Source organism: Maribacter sp. Asnod2-G09, assembly GCF_045063795.1.
GTDB lineage: Bacteria > Bacteroidota > Bacteroidia > Flavobacteriales > Flavobacteriaceae > Maribacter.
On sequence record NZ_JBEFOA010000005.1, the window covers coordinates 1,073,187 to 1,097,598 of the forward strand.

A 24,412-nucleotide genomic window follows, 5' to 3' on the forward strand; every position below is an offset into this window, starting at 1 on the left:
GTTTCATCGATTTTAAGATAAATAATATAACATAGTAATAATGAGCTCGTTTTAATATGGAACGATCATTTACGTACTATGAAAAAAACAATTCTTCTAGTTTTAATCTGCTGTTTTGTAGGATCATCTTTTGCCATCGCTCAAAACGATGCTGCCACAATTTATTTTAAGGACGGAACTAAACTTCAAGGTTTAGCTAAACTTATAAATGGAGACCAGGTAAAATTTAAAAAGGTTAAAGGAGATAAGGCACAAAAATATCATTTCGATAACCTTGAACAGGTTGTTATAAATGATAGAGAAGAGGCTTCTACCTATATTTATTTAGAAACTCGAGAAGGCTATTTCAATGTAGTAAGAGAACTGGAAATAGGTGCTGTAAATTTATATGTTCTTGAACAAACCGGATATTCTGCACCCATGTTTGTAGGTGGTGTAAACGGTCAAATGAATATGGCGCACGGTAATTACTACGATATTAAAAATCTTTATGTTAGAAGAGGTGTAAGTGGAGAAATTACACACTTAGGGTCTAATCAACTTTTTAGTAAGAATTTTAAAAATGCAGCTTCTACTTATTTTTCAGATTGTCCGGTTTTAGTGGAGAAAATTATAAATAAAGAATACAAGAAAAAGCACATTAGAGACATTGTAAATTTTTATAATTTAAAATGTAATGAGCAGCATGTGCTTATTCTTAAAAAATAGTTCTACCGCTTTTATTAATCTGCAGTAATAAACTCGCGTATATCTTTACTTAATTTAATAAAATCTGGTTCATGTGTATACATCATATGTCCCGCTTCATAATACTTCATTTCAACACGCTCTTTTACGATTCCGTTTCTATCAAATGTATATTCAGCATCAAAAAACGGAGTAATTAAATCATAATATCCACTCGCTACCATTACTTTCATAGCTGTATTTCTACGCATGGTTTCACCTAAATCTGGTGCAGTATTTACAGGCATTGGTTCCCAATATTTTCCGTCGGGTACTGTTCTCCATCTCCAATTAGACCCACCACCAGAAGTAATATAGGGTCTATCCATTTTCACCTTTAATTCTGCAGCGAAATAATGATTTAAGCTAGCAGTATAGGCAGCACTTATTTGATAACTTGCCGCATCGCCCAAATGCGGATTCTCAGAAACTTTATCTTCCTCATCACCCATAAATCGTCCGTCTAATCTACCGATAGCCAAACCTTTTTCTTCTAGTAATTTTTTCTGAAATCTACCCATTAATATTCTCAAGTTAGATTGTAGAATATATGTTTTATCTAATCCTGTGAAATAAGAAAGCTTTTCAGCTATTGTGTTCTTTTCAGCTTCACTTAACGAATTACCTTTGTATAAAGAAGGTATATAAGTGTTGTATGTAAAATCTCTACATTCTTGTGTAAAGCTTTCTAAAGACTTGCCCAGACCTGCTTTTTTATGATACCAGGCAGTAGCAGCCATACTGGGTAAATAAGTAATGAACGAAGTAATATTGTTCTTAACTGAAGTTGAACCGGCATAATCTAATGCTTGCGATATAAGTATCATTCCGTTAAGAGCCATATTTTGACCAGAACCTTCCAAGGCTTTCCCTAATGCAGCAGCACGAGTAGTTCCATAACTTTCACCTGCTAAATATTTAGGCGAAAACCAACGTTCATTTTCGGTCACCCATTTTCTAATAAACTGGGCAAAAGAATTCACATCTTCTTTTAATCCGTAGAAATCTTTCCCTTCTCCTTTACCAACCAAACGACTATAACCGGTACCTACGGGATCAATAAAAACTAAATCGGTAACATCAAGTAAACCATGGTCGTTGTTTACTAAATTGTAAGGTGCTGCGCCATCATCAGATTTTGCATCAGAATCTACTTTTACAATTTTTGGTCCGAAGAACCCCATGTGTAACCACATCGAAGCAGATCCTGGTCCGCCATTAAAAACAAAGGTTACCGGTCTTTTAGCAACATCTCCCATATTGGTTTTGGTGTAGGCAACAGACCAAAATGTAGCAATAGAATCTCCGTCTTTATTAGTTAAAAAAGTTTCTTTAGCTGTTGTTGTATAATCTATAGCTGTACCACCAAAAACACCTTTGTGCTTGGTTATAAAAGATTTTGCTTCTGGTATGGGTTTCGTTTTAGTTTCCTTTTTTGGGTCTTGAGCTTGCAAAAATTGAAGAAAAAATAGACTGGTCGCTAGTAATAGAAAATTTCTCATTTTGAGTAAAAGTATTGATGGTGTCGTTAGTTTGTACTTTTAAAAGTAACAATAATAAATGAACAGATGTACTGGTATTGATTGGAATATCTCTCAATAATCGCATCGCCTAAGGTATCAGAACATTGAGTATATTTATATATGTATTTTTTGCATCAGTTCCCTTTTTCTGATAATTCAACCAAACACCATCAACATGAAAAAACAACAACTTAAATCTCAACTACTCGGAACTTCACTTTTATTTTTATTAGGATGCGGATTAATTACCTCGCAAGAAACAAACGATGGTTGGGAAACCATGTTCAATGGTAATGATTTAGATGGGTGGATCACCAAAGTGCACCATTATGAAGTGGGCGATAACTATGCAGATACCTTTAGGGCAGAAGATGATATGGTGAAGGTGAGGTATGATAAATATGAAGGAGAATTTAACAATAGGTATTCTCATTTATACTATGACAAACCATTTTCAGATTTTCATTTTACGGTACAGTATAGATTTCTAGGCGAACTATATAGAGGTGCACCAGATTATACAATTTTGAACAGCGGTGTAATGTTTCACTCTCAAGACCCAAAAACAATGCTAAAAGAACAAGATTGGCCCATAAGTGTTGAGATACAATTTTTAGCGGGAGTAGAAGAAGGTGTAGAACGCCCAACAGGTAATATGTGTTCACCAGGTACCGATGTAGTTTTTGAAGGTAAAATTGACCCAAGACATTGCATTAATTCAACATCCGATACGTATTATGGTAATCAATGGGTAACGGCAGAATTAGTAGTTTATCACGATTCATTAGTTAAACATATTATAAATGGTAAAACAGTACTAGAATACACAAAACCACAAATTGGTGGAGGTGTAGCCAAAGGTTATGACCCTAAAATGAAACAAGATGGCAAGTTGTTAACAGAAGGTTTTATTGCTCTACAAAGCGAAGGGCAACCAATTGATTTCAAAAATATAAAAATTAGAAATTTAAAAGGATGCACAGACCCAAAAGCAACGAACTACAAAGAGTATTACGAGGTTTCAGATACAAAAGCATGTATCTATAATTAGAATGGTCACTTAATATTTAAGTAAAGAATACTATTTTAAAATAGCGCTGTATTTAGAATTATTGCTTAACAATTCGGTAGCTGCTAAAATAGCATCATCGTTATTTAAGTAATATTGGTATAAACCATCTCTGTAGAAATAACGCTTTACAATTTCATCTTCAAGATTCTTTTGAATCTCACTTTGGTATTTGTCCAACGCGTTGATTTTCCCTTTATCAATGTTCGCTAACAAGGTTTTATAACTGTCTTGAACATCTGAGCCTAAAAAGTCGTTTTCATCGCCAGATAGCGCTTTTTTAATGGCTTGCTCTGCTTTGGTCTCAAAAGAGAAACTACTCTGTTTTACATAGCTCTTAAAAGCATTAAAATCGGCATCTGTAAATTTAAAGTCGGCAACAGCATTATACTTATGTGCATAATGGTAATTAGTGGCATAATCGAAAATGACGTTATTCTGTAGCAATGCCAATGTTAAGTCATTGGTTTTAGAAGTAGCTACTTCAATATCTGGTAAAATACCACCGCCGTCTTGTACTTTTCTACCATTACGGGTCGTAAAATCATTGAAGGTAGTATTACGTACCGCTTTACCACTTTCATCTCTGTTCCAATAATCTAACGATTGTATGCAACGACCAGAAGAAGTGTAATATCTAGAAATGGTCACTTTTAATTGTGTACCATAAGTCAATTTTAGCGGGCGTTGTACCAAGCCTTTACCAAAACTTCTAGCACCCATTATTACCGCTCTGTCTAAATCTTGTAAACTACCAGAGACTATTTCACTTGCAGATGCACTGCTTCCGTTTACCAATACCACTAATGGAATTTTCTCATCAACGGGTTGGTTGTTGGTGTGGTATTCTCGGTTGAATTTTTTAACCTTAGATTTCGTTGTCACTACCAATTCCCCTTTTGGTACGAATAAGTTAGTCACATTAATAGCTTCAGATAATAATCCGCCAGGGTTGCCTCTTAAGTCTAAGATGATTTTTTCTGCACCTTTACCTTTCAAGTCCAATAAAGCAGATTTGGTCTGTTCTGTTGCTTTGGCGTTGAACTTAGCCAGAACAATGTATCCGGTTTTATTATCGATCATCTTAAAGAAAGGCACAGCATCTACTTCAATACCTTCACGTGTAATGGCTGTAGTATTTAATTTACCTTGTCTTTTGTAAGTAACATTTATTGTTGATCCGTTAGCTCCTTTTAGAAGCTCACTCGCATTATCTTCAAAATCGGCTACTTTGATATCACCAATCTGTATTATTTCATCACCGGCCTTCAATCCTGCTTTATCTGCGGGGTATCCTTGGTGTGGTTCTATAATTAGTAATTTATCATCAAAAGAACGTACCATGGCGCCAATACCAGAATATTCACCGGCATTGTTTATGCGATACGTTTCAACATCTTGTTCGTTTAAAAATTTGGTATAGGGATCCAATTCGTTCAGCATATTTTTAATGGCGGTATCCATTAATTCTGCTGGGTTGGTTTCGTCCACATAGTTCATGTTCAATTCTTTGAACAAGGTGGTAAAGATTTCGATCTGTTTGGCTATTTCAAAAAAGTCGCTTTTATAACTACTTCCTACAAATAGAAAAGCGATGGCAATTATGGGTACAAGTACTTTTTTACTTATTATTTTTTTCATCAATCTGTAGCTTAAACTTGTTTAAAACGAGCTTCATTTTATGATCTAACTGCTCAAAGGTGGGCATATCCTTACCAAGGTATAAAAATAGAAACGCAAAGTTTGCATCTGTATTGTTAAAAACCAGTGCTTTATTAAGTCTGTAAGACTCTCTTAGCAAACGTTTAATCCTATTTCTATCGACCGCACTTTTAAAATTTCGTTTAGATACTGTAACTGCGGTTTTAATAGGCACTTCTTTTTGTTCTACGGATAGATAAATTAATTTCAACGGATAAACAGAAATACCCCTACCCTCTTCGAACAACTGGGTAATGAGTACTTTACTTTTTAGTTTTTCCTTTTTTCCGAAGGATGCATCCATTATAAAAGAAGTATTAAAAAGAATTAGCCCCCAATGTGGGGGCATAAATATCTAAAAGTTTAGCAAAAGAAACTACTCTGCTTGCCAAACATTATTCTCTAAATTAACATCTGCCATTAATTGCGAAGGATCAATAACAATTGCTTTTATTGAAGACATTGGTTTGTTTATAGTAAAGTTATACGTTGGGTAAGCCCAAGGCCAGTCTTCTATAACAGTTCTTTCAATACCCTCATAAGGGTTTGCTTTTTCACCACGCATCATACGTAACGGAGCATAAAAAGTTTCTTTAGAATCATCATTATATACTACCAAAATATCTAAAGGCATTGGCATTAAACCAATACGCTCTAAGGTAACTGTAGTATTGTTTTCTGATGCAGCAACCTCTTTAATTGCATAATCAATAGTATTTGTTGTCTGTGTCCAATCGGTTAAATACCAGTCTAGTTCAAAACCAGATACTTTTTCAGCAACACGTTTAATGTCGTTAGGCACAGGGTGCTTAAACTTGAACTCATCGTAGTATTGACGAATAGTTTCCATCAATTTATCTTGACCGATAACATAACCAAGTTGAGATAAAAATATAGAACCTTTACTGTAAGCAGAAATACCATAGGCAAAGTTAAGAGCATAACGATCCGCATAGGTACCTTGTGGTTGTTCTTTACCCGAAAGCGCTAAGTTTCTATACCCTTTGTAAGTACCCTCAAACGGATTCTCTTTTTCGTAATCCATTATTTCGCTCATACAAAGTTTAGAAATAAAAGAAGTAAACCCTTCATCCATCCACTCATGTTTAGCTTCATTAGTGGCTAATATATGTTGAAACCAAGAGTGTGCCATTTCATGCGCCATAACACCAACTAGACTACCAAATTTACGGTTACCCGTTATTAAGGTAGACATCGCATATTCCATACCACCATCGCCACCTTGAATAACCGAATATTGATCATATGGGTATTTACCAATGTTCTTGCTAAAAAACTGCATAGCCTCAATAGTTTTAGGCTGAAGGTTTTTCCAGTTCTCTAAAATTTCAGGATTGTCTTTGTAAAGAAAATGAAGCACAGGTCCGTCAGGTACCTGTTGAATATCATGAATGTATTCTGGATCTGCAGCCCACATAAAATCATGAACCATTGGCGCTTTAAAATGCCAGGTTAATGTCTTACCTTTTTGTTTTTTGATTTTAGTGCCAGGTGTTTCATACCCATGACCTATCTCATTAGGGTTTTGTAAATAACCTGTACCACCAACAGTGTACTCTTTATCAATGGTCAATTTTACATCAAAATCTCCCCATACCCCTTGAAACTCACGAGCGATATATGGATCTGCATGCCAGCCTTCAAAATCATATTCTGCTAGTTTTGGGTACCACTGGCTCATAGATAAGGCAACACCTTCTTCACTATTTCTACCAGAACGTCTAATTTGTAAAGGCACTTGACCTTTAAATTCCATATTAAAAGTAGACTTCGCACCAGCAGCTATCGGCTTAGCTAAATCAACAACTAACACTGTTCCTTCTTCTGAAAAAGTAACCTTACTACCATCTTGTGTTAAAGAGGTCGCATGTAAGTAACCTATTTCACTATCGGTAAGTGATGCTATTCTACTTTTCTTGTCTGGCGTAGTCATTCTATCATCTGGATCTGCGATGTTCTGCAGGCGAATATCCATTTCACTACCAGGTTGAAAAGCGTTGAAATACAAATGAAAATAAACACGTTTTAACTCATCGGGTGAGTTGTTTGTGTATACCAAGGTTTGAGTACCGGTATATTGAAAATTGTCAACATTCATATCTACCGCCATGGTATAATCAACATGTTGTTGCCAATAGTCTGTCTTGTTTTGTGCCAGCAATCCTATTGAAAAAATAGCTGTTAGAAACGTAAAAAATGATTTAGTCATATGAGTTGTGTAAGTATTATAATTTAACCTGATTTGCAGCTACTTTACTAGCTAAAACTAGTGCGTTGTATGCATTCGCAATTTTACCAGAAGTAGAAATTTCATTTAAAGAACCGCTTTTGCCCGTGTTTTTACCCAATACTACTTTTGTTTTAATAGGTAAACCAGATTGCAGTATTATTTTTTTCACTTGAGCAGCCGTTAAACTTGGGTATTGAGACATTACCAAAGCGGCAACACCTGCAACACCTGGCGCTGCCATAGAAGTACCCGGAGAATATTCGTATTCGTTATTAGGGTATGAAGAATAGATATCTGTACCCGGAGCAAAAATATCAACATTTATCTTACCATAATTAGAATAGCTAGCAACTAATTCAGAACCATATTTAGGATTCAAAGCACCAACTGTAATAACATTGTCAGTAATTTCTGGTCCGTTATTTATTTGATCATTAGGGAAGTTTGCGTTGACCGGGTTATCTAAGTCAGCACCATCATTACCCGCTGCATGTACAAAAAGCACATTGTTATCGGCAGCATATTTTATAGCATCATTCACCCAGTTAGCATTCGGAGAAAAAGACTTACCGAAACTACCATTAATTACTCGTGCACCATTATCAACAGCATAACGAATACCTCTTGCAATATCTTTATCGTATTCATCACCATTAGGCACAGCTCTAATACTCATAATTGCTACATTATTGGCAACACCGTTTGCACCTTTACCATTATTACGTTCAGCAGCGATAATACCCGCTACGTGAGTACCATGACTTTCGTCATCAACTCTATTGTTAGGGTTTCCGTTACCATAATCAACGTCGGTAATATCGTAAGCATCATCACCAACAGACGTTCTTCCGTTAAAATCTTTATTAAGATTGTAATTAAGTTGTTCAGTGTAATATTTAAGTCCGTTAGTTAAATCTTTAAGAACACCAGGTATCGTTTCATTAATACCGAACATTTGATTTAGTATGGCAACATTTCGCTGCATAGCTTCATCTGTTGCTTTAATGGTCGATAGATCTTGTTTGGTATAAGTATCTTTCTTTAAATACTTCTTTACATCTGCATCTGCATTTTTTACAGCCTGGTATATAGATTCATACTGCTCTTTACCCTGCAAAGCCTCATTGTATTTAGCATCTAATTTAGTTTTAGCTTTTGATAAGGTAGCGGCGTCACCAATATTTAAACGAAGCATACGAACATATTCTAACTGCTCATTATAAGACTCGCCTAAGAAATTATAACCATGAATGTCATCTATGAATCCGTTACCATCATCATCAATACCGTTACCGGCTTTCTCTTTAGTATTTGTCCATAATACATTAACAAGGTCTTCGTGGTTTAAATCAATACCAGAATCAAGAACGGCAACAATTGTTTTTGTTCCTTTTCTGTTTTTGATGATTTCGCTGTATGCTTTATCGACACTCATACCAGGTATCGTATCGGTAACTAGATCTAAATGGCCCCAGTTATTTTTTTCACTGGTAGTAAGATCAGAAATTTTTAAAGGCGTAGCATCTATGTTTTCAACGGGAGTAAGAACTAGTCCGCTTCCTCCAACTGATTTTGTGCTTCCACACCCGGTTAATATCGCAGCTATTGATAGTGCGAAGATTGATTTTAAATATGTATTTGTCATACGTGGGTAACTTTTTATAATTTAATTATAGTTAAATATGATTGTGTATAGTTAATTGAAGAGTTCATTGAACGTATAAACCTGATTTAAACGAACACCTTTTTCGGTATGCCTTAATGTACATAATTGGTTATGTGCATCGTGCTCAAAAAACAGATAGTAATTGTTATCTGCAGCTTCGTTCAAGAATAACGCTTTTTCTGCCATTGTCATAAGTGGTCTTGTATCATACCCCATAACATAAGGCAATGAAATATGACCTACGGTAGGTATAAGATCTGCCATGTAGACAATGGTCTTACCTTGATATGAAAATTGCGGTAGCATTTGCTTTTCTGTATGCCCATCTACAAAACGAATATCGAAACCTAGCGGACTATTTTTTAAAAATTCACCTTCTGTGTGATTAATAAAAGTCAAGTGACCACTTTCTTGCATCGGTATTAAGTTCTCTGTCAAGAAAGAAGCTTTTTCTCTTGGGTTGGGTTCTGTTGCCCATTTCCAATGTTTTTCATTGGTCCAAAATTTGGCGTTTTTGAAGGCAGGTTCATATCCGGTTTTATCTTTGTTCCACTGAATGGCACCACCAACATGATCAAAATGAAGATGGGTTAAAAATACATCGGTAATATCATCTCTATGAAAACCATGTTTTTTTAAAGAAGAATCTATAGTAAAATCGCCCCATTGATAGTAATAGCCAAAAAACTGATCAGACTGTTTATTGCCCATTCCGGTATCAACTAAAATTAATCTATCACCATCTTCAATTAAAAGACTTCTAGCTGCAATATCAATTAAATTGTTGTTGTCTGCGGGATTTGTTCTTTGCCAAATTACTTTCGGTACAACGCCGAACATAGCACCACCGTCCAATTTAAAATTACCAGTTTCAACAGGATAAATTTTCATAAGGAGCAAAATAATAAAAGTGTATGAGATCTTAGAATTATTAAGAAAGTATTATCATTTAACCCTTAGATTATAAGACTAATTGAAGGTGTAGTGGTATTAAAGTGAAAATAAGTTGATAAAGTAATAAAGCGTATTCGGATAATAAATATGCAAGAAATTAATCTTCGCTCAATAAATCACCAATAATATGATGTGCCAAAGGTTTGATTAAATGTTTGCTAACCACAGGGTAGTCTTTTCCCTTCTCAGAATCTAAAGTATCGATAGACGAACTTAATATATATATTTTGCAGTGATCAGTAAGTGTGTCTGGTAATTTAATGTATTCGTCTAAAAATTCGAACCCGTTCATTCTTGGCATTTTAATATCCAAGAAAATAACATCGGGGTATGCTTTTGCATTATCTACAATACTGTTTAGATGCGCTAATGCCTCATGCCCAGAGGTCATGGTAGTAATTTGTGAAATATTGTCCTCTTTCGAAATAATGGCTTTATTTATGAAATTGTCCACATCCGAATCGTCAATCAATAAAATATTTATATCCTTAGCCATATTATTATTTACCTGATTCATTTGGTATTTTTAAAGTAAACGTTGATCCTTCACCTATTTTCGATTTCACATCTATTGTTCCATTCAATTTAGATAGCACTTCTTTTACGATAAACAGCCCAATACCAGATCCCATTACCTTAGAAGATACCCTGTAAAACATTTCAAATATCTTTTCTAGTTGGTCATCTTCCATACCAACACCGTTATCTTTTATAATTAAAACCGCTTCTTTTTTGTTGGTTTTTACATTAATCCAAATAGCGGCATCATTATTAGAAACATCATGATATTTAATTGCGTTAGATATAAAATTATTCAATATAATTGAAATTCTCTTACTATCTGATACAAATTCTATCTTGTCGTTAACACTGACTTTTATGTTTATTTTATCGGTGTTTTCTAAATACCATAAACTCTCAAGAGAATGTTCGATTAAAGTACTAAAATTTATAGAATCTAACTTAATAGCTAGGTGTTTATTTCTAGAGTATTCGATAATATCTTTGATAAAGTCATCTAATCTTTCGATAGACTTTTTCATCATATTTAAATGTTGAAACAATTTGGGGTCAATATCTTCAATCTGTATTAGTTGAATCAACCCTAATACAGAAGTCAAAGGGGCTCTTAATTCATGAGAAGCGCTATAAACAAAACTATCTAATTCTGAATTTGTCTTTTGAAGTTCATGAAATTGGGTCTCTAGGTTACCTTCGGCTTCTTTTCTTTTTGAGTCATCAAAAATATTGACCAAATAACTAATTTGACCTTTTAAGCGTAAAGGAACAATAGACATTATAAGAGTTTTTTTCACTCCACTTTTAAGTTCAATTTTATACTCTTCGTTTATAATTTCACCTACATCAATAAATTTTTTCCACAGCCTTTCTCTTTCCTTTAAATTGATAAAAACCTCTTTAGATTCTAAAATTGTTTTACCTATTAATTTTTTACTGGTAGTTTCTAGAATGGTGTATGCGGTTTTATTAGCATCAATTACATGTCTTTGTTCATCTAATATAAGCATACCCATAAGGTTTGTTTGAAAGGCTTTAGAGAATTTCTCTTGGCTTTCTTTTAAGGCTTCTTCTGCCAAAACATTTTTTGTAATATCCATCGAAGTGCCTCGATAGATAATAGGCTCGCCTTTATCATTATATTCTACTTCAGAATAAGATAAAAAGTATTTAAACGAGTTATCTTTTAGTTGAATTCTGTAGAAATTCGGATTCGATTTTGAATTGTCGTCATTATTATGTTGAGATAATTTGGCATCCACAATTCCTATATCTTCATGATAAATAATTTCTCTTAATAATGTTGGGGTCATTATAATGTTTGGGTCAATTTCATGAATGGCGTACATTTCTTTTGACCACTCGATTACATCGCCACTCATATCCCAATACCAGTAACCAAACTTACCAATTCGTATCGCAGAATCCATTTTAGACTGTAGCGATAGTATTTCGTTATCGGCTTCTTTTTGTGCTGTTATATCAATGATAGTGCCCCTATATTTAATAGGTTCGCCATCGTTATTTCGTTCTGTCTCAATTTCTCCGAGCAAATGTTTTATACAATTATCTTTTAGAATTATTCGGTAAGAGAAAGAGTTGTTATCAAATTCTACTGCTAAATTTTGAAGAAGATTTCTATGACCTTCAATATCATCTGGGTGAATTATTGTTTCGAGAAATTCCAAATTTATTTTAGTACCCGGTTCAATACTATAAATCTCATACATTCTGGGTGACCAATTGAGAACTCTCGTATTAAAATCAAAATCCCAATACCCAATTTTACCAATTCTCATGGCGGCATCCATTCTATTTTTAAGTTCGATAATTTCAGAATCTGCCTCTTTTTGTTCTGTTATATCTATTACAGTTCCTTTAAAATCAATCGCTCTGTGATCAGAATCTCTAATAATCTCAATTTCTACCATTAAATGTTTTATAGATCCATCTGTTACAATGATTCTATAAGTAAAGGCATGGGTACTTTTTTCTTTGATGATCTCCCTGATATTTTGACGGTGCATTTCTAAATCATCTGGATGAATTAGAGTTTCAAGATAGGGTATCGTCAAAACGGTGTCTGGGCTTATATCATAAATGTCATAGATTAATGGGGAACAGATATAGGTGTCCGTTTTCATATCGAAATCCCAATATCCAATTTTACCGATACGGATTGCGGCATCCATCTTGTTTTTAAGAGTTAAAATCTCTTGTTGTGTTTTTTTATTTTCGGTTAAATCGAAACCAATAGAACCTATCGCAATCGGTTGGTTGCTTGTTTTGTCTTTAATTAAGAAGCCAGAAAATTCTAGGGGAATTGATGTTTTTGTTTTAAAGTTTTTAAGCGGCACCTCTCCTGTCCAAAGACCTTTTTCCATTATAGTAGGTAAGTGGGTGTTCTCTATAACGTCTTTATAATCGTCGTGAAAATAATCAAATATTGTGGTTTCTTTAAAATTGAAATTACTTGGTAAATTAACCATTTTCTTACCAGCGTCATTCATAAACAAAGGCTCCCCAGCTAAGGTGGCTAAACCAATAAAGCCCGGACTGTTTTCTATTATAGAAATTAATTTTTGTTTTTCTTGATCAGCTCTTTTACTACTAGTGATGTCTCTAAAGTATATAGAGAGTCCGCTTGGCGACGGGTATAAGTGGTTTTCAATCCACATATCTACATCTTCATGGTATTGCTCAAAATGTGTATACACCTGTCTAGCTATTGCTCCTTTAAACATAGCATATGCTTCAGAACCTTTGAATCTAGGGAATTCATCCCATACATTTTTACCTAACATTTCAATAGGGTCTACTCCTAATATTTTTGCAGCTTTAGCATTAATATCGGTAAAACACCAATCTTGGTCAAATGCTACAAAAGCATCAGAAATTCTTTCTGTAAACTGTTTGTACTTTTTCTCACTTTTAATAATTTCAAGACTGGCTTGTTTGGCTTGGGTTTGGTCAACATAAGTACTTAATGTAAATGTGTTGCTTAAATATTCATACGGTTCTACAGATGCAATTAAGTGTAGTACTCCACCTTTTTTCGTTATAAATTCAATCTCAATTTTATCTATTCTCTTAGCACTAGCAAGAGCATTTATTGCCGGGTTTGTTTTTGAAGCTTCAGCTATATTGATCAATCCTAATTCAGAGATAGTTTTACCTTTAATTTCTTCAAGTGAATATCCTATTAGATTTAGAAAATAAAGATTAGCATCTACAAAGCGGTTCATATGGTCTCTGATAACCATACCTACAAATCTATTATTATAGGCTTTTTCGAATCTCACCAAGTTTTCTTCAGCAGCTATTTCAAGCTCTTTTCTTTCGGTAACATCTCGTACAATACCTAAAATAGTTTTATCATTGAGCTTTTTAGCACTTACTTCTCCATAAAACAGACTTCCATCTTTTTTAACTAATCTTCTTTCAGACCTTACTGTTTGCCCTTCACGCATTTCTTTATAACGCGGAGGTTTCTTTGCTGTATCTTCTTTGATGGTTATATCTAATAAATGCTTCGTTAACAAATCTTCTTTAGTATAACCAAACATCTGTAAGCCATAAGGATTCGCATCAACTATATTTCCGTCAAAATCAACTAAAAATATACCATCTGAAGCCCCTTCAATTAACAATTTGTAGCGTTCTCTACTATCTTTTAATAGTGCTGTTTTCTCATTTACCAATGCATTCAACTTTGAAGGTTGTCGCATTAGAAACCATGAAAGTAAACCACAAACTAAAGAAAGTAAAATACCTAAAATAGAAAATAATATGGTGGTAGAATTGGCATTGTTGGTATTCAGAAAAACATATAATTTCCACTCTCCTTGGCTAGTAGTAAGTGGTAAAGTAATGGCACCTTCTTTAGAAATTTTCTTTGAAGAATAGAAGGTTTCTTCTGTTTTATCAGAATTGATTTTTACCAATTGATACGAGAATTGCTTGTTGTGAATGGCGTCTAATTGAATAGCATTAATAACCGTCGACAAACGAACGACTGCCGCCGCAAAACCATTAAATTCTCCGTTTTTATATAACGGTCTACGACCAATTATTCCCGAACCACCTTGGTGCAGATAAATAGGGCCGGCAGTATAGTAATCATTTCTTTCAATAGTAGTTATAGCACCAAATTTATTGTCGGGATCATTTAAAATGTTCAGTCCTAAAACTTCATTTCCTTTTAGGGGGTATACATGTGTTATTACACCTTCTTTATTTACTAGCTCTAATGCATCAATACTATTGTTACTATTTAATAGCAGTTGAGCTACACTATCAAAATCATCAGGTATACCATAGTGTTCAACTATAAAAGCTAAGGTTTGAGTGGCATTAAAGCTTTGACCCAATATATTTTGTAGGTCTATTTTTAATTTAGAAACACGTTGCTCAATTTCTTGTTGTTCTGTTTTTTGATGAAGCTGGTGCTTCTGGTAAGCAATGAACTGGGTAATTATTAATACAATTAAAAATGCAAAAAACCCGTAAAGTAGCGGGCTTTTAAAGATGGACCGGGTGTTGGTATCAGACATTTTTATTAATATAAATTAAATAATATCGCTTAAAACTATATTGTTCGCAATTACAGCTTAAATAGTCGATGTATACGAAGTTAAAAAAGTCACTCTTACAAAGGCGTTTTTTCTTCACTTTTTGTAAGGTTTTATTAGTGTGCTTACTACACTTATTATCTATGTGTTAGGTGATTATGTCGATAGAAATTAAACCTTTTTAAAGCAGCGATTAAAACTGTTTAACTAAATAGTGGTAAAAACAGCTTAAACAGGGTGATTGTGGCTATTACTATAAAACAAAAACGAATTAAACAGAGACACTTTTACAAAGAAGTTGGTTAAGTTGTTTGCCAAAGTAGAGCATAGCCTTAATCTCTTTAACACTTAGTAGACGTTCTTTTTTAAGAATAAGTATAGAATTACCATTGGTTTCTATGTGATAATAGGGGTTGCTTTCTAAGAATAGAATAAGCTCATTGGAAAATAAATCTTCAATGTCTTTTGTATGTTCACCGCTTAAGAAAAAACGTTTGTTGAAATCTTGATGGTTTTCTAAGGCTATATCTTTAAAACCGGCCATGCCGTATACAAAATCTAAAAGACCTTCTTTGTCTAAAGAAAAAACGGGTATTTTATGCTTCAGTTTAATATGTAAAATAGTAGTTTTCACTACTTCTTTAGCAATAAACTCCCCTTCGTTAAATTCTACATCAAACAAATGAAAGGTTTTGGTATTGTCGTAAAAGCTATTGTAGTAGTATGGAACTCTTCTATTTTTAAAGAAAATAAACTTGTTTAAAAATTTAGTTTTATCAGACCTTTTTGGCTCATAAGACCATTGATATTCTTTTGCCATGGTCTTTAAAAGGCGCTGTCTTTTGGTAAAGTATTTTTCTATAGAACCTAGTTTATTGAGCGGTAATATTTTTCTAATAGCAAACGGATGTTTAGAGTCGGCACCATGCTTGTCTAGACCTATAATCTCAATACTTCCCTCTTTTTTTGTAAATGTATCTACATAGTTCTCTAAACCCTCCATAACCGTGTGATCTACAAAGCTACAGTGCGAAAAATCTAAGATTACATTTTCATTTTCTGGGATGATATCTAACTTGTTCTTTAGTTTATAGAAATTAAGAAAAGTGGCAAAATATTTAACGCTGATATAATAATTACCAGCATCTTTCTCTTTAAACATTAAAATATTTGGCTTGGTCAAGTGATTTATAAAAAGAGATAAACTTCTGTTTAGCACTACATGAATAATGAAAGTAACCAATATACCCATCGCAATACCTGATATTAAGTTGGTAAACAATGTGGTCAAAAGAGTAGCTAAAAAGATTACAATTTGCTCTTTACCGATACGAGCAACTTTTTGCAGATTTTTCGGAGTCGCAAGTTTATAACCTGTAAACACCAATATTGCTGCCAATGCAGCTAAAGGAATTCGCCTTAATTGGTCTTGAAAAAGCAATACAAAAATGACCAAAAATAAAGCATGAAAAATATTTGCAGATCTATTCGTAGCTCCATTATTAACATTGACCGAACTTCTAGCAATAACGGTTACAACATTTAAACCACCTACCAAACCACTAAGAGAAGTAGCAAGCCCAAGAGCTTTAAGATCCTTATTTACATTTGATCTTCTTCTTTCAGGATCAAGTTTGTCAACCGCCTTAATACTTAAAAGCGATTCTATACTTGCTATAAGGGTAATGGCAAAAACAGTAGTTATAAAATCAATGTCTAGAGCTTTTGAAAAATCAGGAAAAGCCAAGTTCGACAATACATTGTCTGGTATATTAACCAAAAATTCTTCTTGTAAAGGATAAGGTAGTCCTAATGAAACAAATATGTAACTAAACCCTACAGACAAAATTAGAATCCACATGGGTGCGGGAATAAGGTGTAAATATTTGTTTCTTATTTTAGAGTAATACGCCATAATCAAAAGCGCAATTACACCTATAATTGCAGCGATAAGTTCTTCTATATGATAGTTTTGATAAAGACCTATTATTCCTTCTGGGATCTGTAACAACAAATGAATTATACTGCCATGTTCATTATTATGCCCGATCATAATATGAAATTGTTTGGCTAAAATACCCAAGCCAATAGCTGCCAGCATACCTTCAATAGCGGATGCCGGAAAGAAATCTGCAAGTCTTCCCATTTTAAGAAACCCAAGAAGCATCATTAGAACACCAGAGAAAACAATAGCTGCAAGTGTAAATAAATACCCAGCGTACAGATCACCACCACCAAGGGTTGTAATGGCACCTAACAAAACAATAACCAAACCATTTCCGGGTCCTGTAATGGTCACATTCGAGCCACCCAGAATCGCCACAACTATACCGCCTACGACTGCAGCTATAATACCCGATATAGGGGGAGCCTCGCTTGCAAGAGCTAGTCCCAGCCCAAGAGGCAGGGCTATTAACGAAACAACGAAACCAGAAAATAAATTCTTCGGAAGCGTGGCTATAAAGTTTGAATTACTCTTCTTTTTAGCTGTCAAATCTATTTTCTAACAATTAATAAATCGGTTGGTAGATCAGATAGAATATATTCAATGTCATGCGGAAATATTCGATCCCAAATACTTGTTTTAATAGGTGCGTTCATAACCAACAAGTCAGCTCTTACCACCTCGGCATAATGCCCAATAGAATATCCTCTTTTACCAAAAATACTTTGTGTTTTCACCTTAATGCCTTTAGTAATATTTTCTGGTAGTGAACAGACTATAGTGTTAACCCTCGAATCTTCTCTATGTCTAATACGTTGTTTAATGATATTCGCCTTTTTTAACGTACGGTCATCTTCAACGTCCACCTGAATTTCTTTTGACATAATTTCTTCAACAATGGTAATTTGTTGCGCACCTAAAAGGCTCGATACATAAAAAGCATGTTCAATGGCCATTGGTGTTTCTGGGGCATCTAGACCGTTGACGACAATGTGCTTACAAGGCACTCTTTTTTGTGTAGGTTTAATTAACAGAAGAACAGAGCAATGAACTTTACGAGTTAGTTTTCTGGCAATGGAACCCACATAAAATTGAAACTTATTTTCATGCTGCAAGGCACCTAAAATCAACAGGTCAACCTTTAAATCGATACAGGCTTTAGTAATAATTGTCTCTGGATTGCCTTCTTTCCAAACCACTTCGATGGTGTCACCAGAATGTTCGGTTTCAGAAATTATTTGATTAATCTTTTCAGATTTTTCAGTGGTCTTTTCTCCTACATGTAGAAGAATAAGTTTGCAGTTTAGGTAATATGCAATGCGACTAGATTCTAGTATATTTACTTTGAGTGAAGGCGAAAATGCAAAGCCGAATAAAATGGAATGATATAACTTGATAAGTAGTTGGTTCTAGTATTGTGCTGAACAAGATAGGGCTAAATAATTACAAGTGAATTGGTGCTGTCGAACCCAGCACTCAAAAATGCATTGTTTCCCTTAGTCTTTATGTTATATAGTGCCGTTTAATTGTTATTTTTATACAAAATAAAATGTATGCTAGAGCTTGCAGGAATTATCATTTTAGGAATACTTGCTCAATGGGTGGCATGGCGCTTAAAACTACCCGCAATTTTACCATTAATTCTTATAGGTTTAATTGTTGGTCCAATTTCAACATTATACACCGAAGATCATTCTAAAATTATAGAACCAATCTGGAACGGAACTAAGGGTCTTTTTCCTGGGGATAGCTTATATTACTTTGTTTCACTGGCGATAAGCATCATTTTATTCGAGGGCGGACTAACACTTAAGCGTTCAGAGATTAAAAATATAGGTCCGGTAATAACCAAGCTTATTACGCTTGGTAGCTTAACGACCTTCTTTGGCGCAGCATTGGCGGCTTACTTTTTATTCGGACTTTCATGGCAGTTGTCTTTCTTATTTTCTGCTTTGATAATTGTAACGGGTCCTACGGTAATCACCCCGATTTTAAGGAACATTCCACTTAAAAAAGATGTTTCTGCCATATTAAAATGGGAAGGAATTTTAATAGATCCCATTGGTGCATTGGCAGCGGTATTGGTCTATGAGTTTATAAGTGTTGGCGAAGGTCAAGCGTATACCATGACTGCATTAGTTGAGTTCGGAAAAATTTTGTTATTCGGTTTTACCTTTGGTTTCACATTTGCTCATGCACTGACATTCTTAATCAAAAAGAGTCTTATTCCGCATTATTTATTGAATGTAGTATCGCTATCTGTGGTATTGGGCGTTTTCGTCATGTCAGATGTTTTTGCACATGAATCTGGCTTACTGGCGGTTGTTGTTATGGGTATGGTAATGGGTAATACCAATTTACCGAATATTAAAGAATTACTCTATTTTAAAGAATCATTAAGTATTCTTTTAATCTCTATACTATTCATTTTATTAGCTGCGAATATTGATATTTCAGATCTAGAATTAATTTATACATGGAAAACCATAGTATTGTTCTTAGCTATTGTATTGATCATTAGGCCACTTGGTGTTTTCTTAAGTTCTATTGGTTCTAATTTAAGGTTTAATGAAAAGCTTTTTATTAGCTGGGTAGGTCCAAGAGGTATTGTTGCAGCTGGTATTGCATCTTTATTTGGTTCTAAATTAATAGCTAAAGGAGAACCAGGGGCAGAGTATATTACCCCATTAGTTTTCATGATTGTTTTGGGTACGGTTTTATTAAATGCTACTACAGCAAGAATTTTTGCTAAGCTAATAGGTGTATTTCTAAATAAGTCTGAAGGAATTTTGATTCTTGGAGCATCGAAAGTATCTCGCTTAATTGGAGAGTATTTGCATAAAAACGACAGGCATGTTGTATTAATAGATAATAACCAATCTAATATTGATAAAGCCGAAAAATTAGGTTTAGAAGCTATCTCGGCCAACATTTATTCTGATAATTTAACCGATAATATTGAACTTAACGATATTGGTTATTTAATGGCATTAACAGCAAATTCAGATATTAATAAGTACGCCATAGATAAATTTCAAGATGCTTTTGGGGAGAATGGGTCTTTTAGATTAGTAGATGCCGATGAAATGGGGGATCCAGAGAACAACCCAAAAGAAGGATTGTTTTCACACACCGATGATTTTATTAAATTGACCGAAGCATCAAGAAAATTTCCTGCCATACATGAAATAGAACTTCACGATACAGAGCATTATGAAGGTTTGATTGAAATAACAAAAGCCGATGCAGACATTGTTCCGTTATTCCTGATAGATCCAGAAGGAGAAATACATATTATCACTGCATTTAGTAAAGAATTCACAGACATTCAGAAAGGTTACAAACTGGCATACTTGGGTAAAATGTTTCCAAACGAAGACCCGGACAAAGAAGAAGCCAAAGAAAGCTAAAAGCACCAAAAGCTTGAGTCATTTTCTTATAATGATCCTTATTGGTTATTATGTAAACGATATAAGATTTAAAAGAATTTTTTCCGCTACTGTTGTATATACATAAGAGATTTGACACTATTATCTATTTATTTTTGGCAGGTTGTAAATTTTCTAAACACCATGATCTCGCAATATTTTGTAAATCGATTTCGTTAAGTAGGTAAGAAAAACCAACCAAAACCAAATTTTTTTATGAAAAAATCAATTTTATTTTTAGCATTATGTGCTACCGTAGCTTTTACTAGTTGTTCAAAAGATGACGATGATAATGGATGTAAATCATGTACCGCTGCAGATCAAAAAGTAGAAATTTGCGATAATGGCGACGGAACATACGATTTAACCGTTGGTGGTGAAAGCGCCGGAACGTTAGATGAATCTGATTTAGAAGGTATGTCTCCACAACAAGTAGTAGATGCAACTTGTGAAGCTTTAAATTTATTTTCCGATTTCTAAAATAGGAAATTAGTATTTTTTAAAAGTCCTACATTTTAAATGTAGGACTTTTTTGTTTTCTAAAATCTATATCCAAAAGAATACCCAACTCATCCCTTTTTTATCCCAATTGGGCAGAATCTACTTTATTTAAGCACGTACTGACTATAGTTTTACGGTATCAATCAAAAAACGACCAGTCATGAAATTTAAATTAACTTTTCTAGTAGTAGCGCTATTCATCACAGCAACTTCTATTTCACAAAATACCATCAACGGTATAATCACCGACACAACAGAAGCGCCGCTTTCTTTCGCCAACATCATTCTATATGAAGTAGGAAAAGAAGAACCGATATCCGGTGTAATTAGCAATGATAATGGGGCTTATGTATTTGCAAACATTGCCAATGGCAACTATGTAATAGAAGTATCGGTATTAGGTTTTGAAACCAAAAAATCTGATGAACTTCAATTATCAGAATCAAATTTAAAAATTGATTTTACTTTACAAGAAGAAACCCAAAACTTAGACGAGGTTGTTGTAAAAAGTAAACGACCACAGTTTAAGCAGACAGCAGAAAAGCTAATAGTTGATCTTGAAAATTCAGATATGGTGAACACCAATCTTCAAGATGTGGTAAAAAAGGTTCCCGGCATTATATTGACCAACGGTAATGTAAGCTATGCAGGTCAGGGTAATATTAGAATACTAATCAACGGCAAGACTACAGATTATATGGATACGGCAAGTTTGTTGAGAGATTTGCCAGCGGACAATATTTCTAAAGTAGAATTAATACAACAACCAGGTTCAGAATACGATGCAGAAGGCGCCGGACCAATTTTAAACATCATTTTAAAGAATAATGTAAAGTTAGGTACACATGGTAACGTTAAGCAAATGGTGGGTTATGAAAATAGATTTGAATATGCCACAAGTGCTTCGGTTGCGAGCTATAAAAACAAACTTAATTGGCAATTAAGTGCAGGATATAGAAAATCAACTTCTAGAGATGATTTAACACTGTCTCGTAAAGTTCTTGATGACACTTATGAGCAAACCTCAAAATCTGCTTTTGACCCCATAATTATTAATATTGTTACAGGTGTAGATTATTACCTTACAGAGAAGCATTCAATTGGTATAAGTGGTAGAATAGTGAACAGCGACTCTGACCGAATTTCAAATAACAATACTACAATATCAAGCGCAACATCAGACATTACCCTATTAACCGATAATAGTTTCGATAGAAATAGAAACATTAAATCTTTGAATCCGTATTACGAATTTAAAGATGATAAGAACAAACTAGTACTAGATTATAATTTTGTGGACTATGGCTATGACAATGAAAACAATTTATATCAGGTGGGAACATCAGAACTACCGTATGAAAATAGGCGTTACCTTCAAGATGCATCTTATAAAATTAACACCTATAAAGCTGACTATAAACGAACGGTTAATGATAATTTCTCTTGGAGCGCCGGCGCAAAATATTCAGATGTAGAATCAGATAGTGATTTGCAAACTTTTACAGAAAATGATGAAAATGTTTTTCAATTTCAGCCAGCGGAGAGTAATAGGTTCTTGGTAGATGAAACAATTCTGGCTTTGTATACTAAATTAAATGCAAAGGTTGATAAATGGAGTTTTTCTGGAGGATTACGTTGGGAAGAAAGTGATACCGAAGGTACGGCGACAACTACGGGAGAAACAAGAACAAGAAAAATCTCAAAGCTATTTCCGAGCGCAAGTATCAGTAGAAAAATTACAGAAGAAATTAGTGCAAATTTGGCGTATAGTTACCGCATTCAAAGACCTTCTTATAGCTCACTTAACTCTTTTGTGTATTTCTATGATCCGTTTACTTTTGAAGAAGGAAATCCTAATTTAAAACCTGCATTTACAAATAGCTATCAGTTTAATTTGACGTATGAAAACCAACCGTTCTTTAATATAAGTTATAGAGAAACGTCAGATCAATTGTTTGAAATTATTACCCAGAACGATGCATCTGCACAGACCTCTAGAACTATGATTAACTTGGCTGAAAACAAAAACTGGAGTTTTAGCTTTTATGCGCCGTTAGATTTTATAGAGAATATAGATGGTTATTTTGGCGTTCAGGCGAATCATAATGAATATACCTCTAAAAATTTAGAACCGATATTAGACTTGTCTAAATGGAGCTTCACCGGTTTTGCAGGAGTTGAATATGAGTTGCCCTGGGAAATTAATTCAGAAATATCTGGATATTACACCTCTGGCGGTTTAGATGGAATCATTGAATATGACTGGTTGGCCGGTATGGATATCGCTATTAGCAAAAGCTTTCTTGATGATAAATTAAAGGTTAGTTTAGAGTATGAAGAATTGATTCAAAGACCTTTTACCGGTAGTGTAAGCTATGATAATGTAGACGCAACAATCGTTTCTAATTGGGCAAGAAACAATGTATTTTTACAATTGAACTATAGCTTTGGGTCTAAATTCGGAAAAAACAATAAGCGAGAGAACGCTTCAAAAGACGAACAAAACCGTATTAAACAAGACAATTAATACATAGTACTAAATGAACACTAAACTAAACAGGTCCGACTTTATATTACTGGCTATTATTATTGGTGTAACATCACTCTTTAATGTTTGGCAGTATTATGTTTATGGTAATGATTTGTTAGAATACATAGTTGATATTCCAACGTACATAGTAATGGCATGCATTGCTATTGGCTTGTTCATGTATTGGTTGTTGCCAAATTTCTTATTGAAGAAAACAAACTACTTTCTATTGATAAGCTTAGCAATTATAATATTAACCGTTACTGGTTTCATTGAGAATCTTGCCGGGTATTGGTCATGTGAAAATGATTGCAGAACTTATCCTATTTGGCACAGAGCGTTACTAGATGGTCTTTTTGCTGGTGCAGATAATGTTGGTATTCCCTTGGGAATATTATTAACCAAAAAGTTTTATGAAAGCCAAACTCAAGTCATAAAAATTCAAAAACAACAGAAAGAAAATGAGCTAAAACTTCTTCGTTCGCAACTAGACCCGCACTTTCTTTTTAATAATCTAAACACTCTAGATGCTTTAATAGATAGTAATGCAGATAAGGCAAAAGAATATATAAATCGCCTTTCATTAATCTACAGATACTTAATTCAAACAAAAGACGCTGAGGTTATGGAACTGTCAGAAGAAATGAACTTAGCCGATAATTATATGTTTCTAATTCAAACGAGATTTGGTGACGATTACAGTTTTCAAATCAATAAGAATATCGATTTTTTAAATAAGTTCTTACCCACAGGGGCTATACAGGCATTGTTAGAAAATGTGGTAAAACACAATAAAGCAAGTGGAGAAAACAAAGTACATGTGGTCATAGATATTGATGAAGATAGGTTAACTGTTATGAATCTAAAATCAAATTCTACGAAAACTAAAGACAGTTTGGGCACAGGTCTTCTAAACCTAAAAGCACGATACGAGCTACTTTCTAAAGAGTTACCTCAAATAGAGGAAACTGAAGCAGAGTATAAAATTTCAATTCCGATAATTAAACTAAGCAACTAATTAGAAGCCT

At 34.1% G+C, this 24,412-nt stretch carries 16 protein-coding genes; 6 read left to right on the forward strand and 10 right to left on the reverse strand.

Annotated elements, in window-relative coordinates; genetic code table 11:
• The first annotated feature begins 78 nt into the window (after positions 1-78).
• On the forward strand, positions 79-708 hold the full coding sequence (locus tag ACJJVT_RS16585; RefSeq protein WP_405400178.1) for a hypothetical protein: 630 nt from the start codon (positions 79-81) through the stop codon (positions 706-708).
• A gap of 14 nt (positions 709-722) precedes the next feature.
• Here the strand turns inward: ACJJVT_RS16585 and ACJJVT_RS16590 are convergent, their stop codons facing one another.
• Positions 723-2,228, reverse strand: coding sequence for a S10 family peptidase (locus ACJJVT_RS16590; protein ID WP_405400180.1), 1,506 nt, complete (start codon positions 2,226-2,228; stop codon positions 723-725).
• A gap of 196 nt (positions 2,229-2,424) precedes the next feature.
• On the opposite strand from ACJJVT_RS16590, the gene ACJJVT_RS16595 reads away from it, so the two are divergent.
• A complete protein-coding gene (locus tag ACJJVT_RS16595; RefSeq protein ID WP_405400182.1) occupies positions 2,425-3,300 on the forward strand; it encodes a DUF1080 domain-containing protein in 876 nt (291 codons plus the stop codon).
• Between the two features lie 30 nt (positions 3,301-3,330).
• Here the strand turns inward: ACJJVT_RS16595 and ACJJVT_RS16600 are convergent, their stop codons facing one another.
• From ACJJVT_RS16600 to ACJJVT_RS16640, 9 genes are all read right to left on the reverse strand, one after another.
• The gene (locus tag ACJJVT_RS16600; RefSeq protein WP_405400184.1) at positions 3,331-4,959 is read right to left on the reverse strand and encodes a S41 family peptidase; all 1,629 of its coding nucleotides are present in this window, start codon (positions 4,957-4,959) and stop codon (positions 3,331-3,333) included.
• Positions 4,940-5,368 carry a ribonuclease P protein component gene (gene rnpA, locus ACJJVT_RS16605; RefSeq protein WP_405400186.1) on the reverse strand — a complete coding sequence of 143 codons (429 nt, stop codon included), beginning with the start codon at positions 5,366-5,368 and terminating at the stop codon, positions 4,940-4,942. Before rnpA ends, ACJJVT_RS16600 begins: the two co-directional genes overlap by 20 nt.
• 27 nt (positions 5,369-5,395) lie before the next feature.
• Complete coding sequence (locus ACJJVT_RS16610; RefSeq protein ID WP_405400188.1) at positions 5,396-7,249, reverse strand: M1 family metallopeptidase; 1,854 nt, start codon at positions 7,247-7,249, stop codon at positions 5,396-5,398.
• A 16-nt stretch (positions 7,250-7,265) separates the two neighbouring features.
• A complete protein-coding gene (locus tag ACJJVT_RS16615) occupies positions 7,266-8,915 on the reverse strand; it encodes a S8 family serine peptidase (RefSeq protein ID WP_405400190.1) in 1,650 nt (549 codons plus the stop codon).
• A gap of 51 nt (positions 8,916-8,966) precedes the next feature.
• Positions 8,967-9,827, reverse strand: a complete 861-nt coding sequence (locus ACJJVT_RS16620; protein WP_405400191.1) for an MBL fold metallo-hydrolase — start codon at positions 9,825-9,827, stop codon at positions 8,967-8,969.
• A 160-nt stretch (positions 9,828-9,987) separates the two neighbouring features.
• Positions 9,988-10,407: a response regulator gene (locus ACJJVT_RS16625; protein ID WP_405400193.1), complete on the reverse strand. Its 420-nt coding sequence runs from the start codon at positions 10,405-10,407 to the stop codon at positions 9,988-9,990.
• On the reverse strand, positions 10,391-14,962 hold the full coding sequence (locus ACJJVT_RS16630) for a PAS domain S-box protein (RefSeq protein ID WP_405400195.1): 4,572 nt from the start codon (positions 14,960-14,962) through the stop codon (positions 10,391-10,393). Before ACJJVT_RS16630 ends, ACJJVT_RS16625 begins: the two co-directional genes overlap by 17 nt.
• Before the next feature lie 289 nt (positions 14,963-15,251).
• Positions 15,252-17,474, reverse strand: a complete 2,223-nt coding sequence (locus ACJJVT_RS16635) for a SulP family inorganic anion transporter (RefSeq protein WP_405400196.1) — start codon at positions 17,472-17,474, stop codon at positions 15,252-15,254.
• Between the two features lie 2 nt (positions 17,475-17,476).
• Entirely contained in the window at positions 17,477-18,124 is a 648-nt protein-coding gene (locus ACJJVT_RS16640; RefSeq protein WP_405400197.1) for a universal stress protein, read from the reverse strand.
• A gap of 354 nt (positions 18,125-18,478) precedes the next feature.
• On the opposite strand from ACJJVT_RS16640, the gene ACJJVT_RS16645 reads away from it, so the two are divergent.
• From ACJJVT_RS16645 to ACJJVT_RS16660, 4 genes are all read left to right on the forward strand, one after another.
• Complete coding sequence (locus ACJJVT_RS16645; protein ID WP_405400198.1) at positions 18,479-20,335, forward strand: cation:proton antiporter; 1,857 nt, start codon at positions 18,479-18,481, stop codon at positions 20,333-20,335.
• A gap of 234 nt (positions 20,336-20,569) precedes the next feature.
• Positions 20,570-20,833 carry a hypothetical protein gene (locus ACJJVT_RS16650; protein WP_405400200.1) on the forward strand — a complete coding sequence of 88 codons (264 nt, stop codon included), beginning with the start codon at positions 20,570-20,572 and terminating at the stop codon, positions 20,831-20,833.
• A gap of 181 nt (positions 20,834-21,014) precedes the next feature.
• Complete coding sequence (locus tag ACJJVT_RS16655) at positions 21,015-23,381, forward strand: outer membrane beta-barrel protein (protein ID WP_405400202.1); 2,367 nt, start codon at positions 21,015-21,017, stop codon at positions 23,379-23,381.
• Between the two features lie 13 nt (positions 23,382-23,394).
• Positions 23,395-24,402, forward strand: a complete 1,008-nt coding sequence (locus tag ACJJVT_RS16660; protein ID WP_405400203.1) for a sensor histidine kinase — start codon at positions 23,395-23,397, stop codon at positions 24,400-24,402.
• Positions 24,403-24,412: the final 10 nt, after the last annotated feature.

Coding starts and splice junctions, on each gene's coding strand:
- ACJJVT_RS16600 (WP_405400184.1), bottom strand. CDS start 4,959: ATGAAAAAAATAATAAGTAAAAAAGTACTTGTACCCATAATTGCCATC.
- ACJJVT_RS16655 (WP_405400202.1), top strand. CDS start 21,015: ATGAAATTTAAATTAACTTTTCTAGTAGTAGCGCTATTCATCACAGCA.
- ACJJVT_RS16625 (WP_405400193.1), bottom strand. CDS start 10,407: ATGAATCAGGTAAATAATAATATGGCTAAGGATATAAATATTTTATTG.
- ACJJVT_RS16610 (WP_405400188.1), bottom strand. CDS start 7,249: ATGACTAAATCATTTTTTACGTTTCTAACAGCTATTTTTTCAATAGGA.
- ACJJVT_RS16590 (WP_405400180.1), bottom strand. CDS start 2,228: ATGAGAAATTTTCTATTACTAGCGACCAGTCTATTTTTTCTTCAATTT.
- ACJJVT_RS16650 (WP_405400200.1), top strand. CDS start 20,570: ATGAAAAAATCAATTTTATTTTTAGCATTATGTGCTACCGTAGCTTTT.
- ACJJVT_RS16615 (WP_405400190.1), bottom strand. CDS start 8,915: ATGACAAATACATATTTAAAATCAATCTTCGCACTATCAATAGCTGCG.
- rnpA (WP_405400186.1), bottom strand. CDS start 5,368: ATGCCCCCACATTGGGGGCTAATTCTTTTTAATACTTCTTTTATAATG.
- ACJJVT_RS16585 (WP_405400178.1), top strand. CDS start 79: ATGAAAAAAACAATTCTTCTAGTTTTAATCTGCTGTTTTGTAGGATCA.
- ACJJVT_RS16660 (WP_405400203.1), top strand. CDS start 23,395: ATGAACACTAAACTAAACAGGTCCGACTTTATATTACTGGCTATTATT.
- ACJJVT_RS16620 (WP_405400191.1), bottom strand. CDS start 9,827: ATGAAAATTTATCCTGTTGAAACTGGTAATTTTAAATTGGACGGTGGT.
- ACJJVT_RS16595 (WP_405400182.1), top strand. CDS start 2,425: ATGAAAAAACAACAACTTAAATCTCAACTACTCGGAACTTCACTTTTA.
- ACJJVT_RS16645 (WP_405400198.1), top strand. CDS start 18,479: ATGCTAGAGCTTGCAGGAATTATCATTTTAGGAATACTTGCTCAATGG.
- ACJJVT_RS16630 (WP_405400195.1), bottom strand. CDS start 14,962: ATGTCTGATACCAACACCCGGTCCATCTTTAAAAGCCCGCTACTTTAC.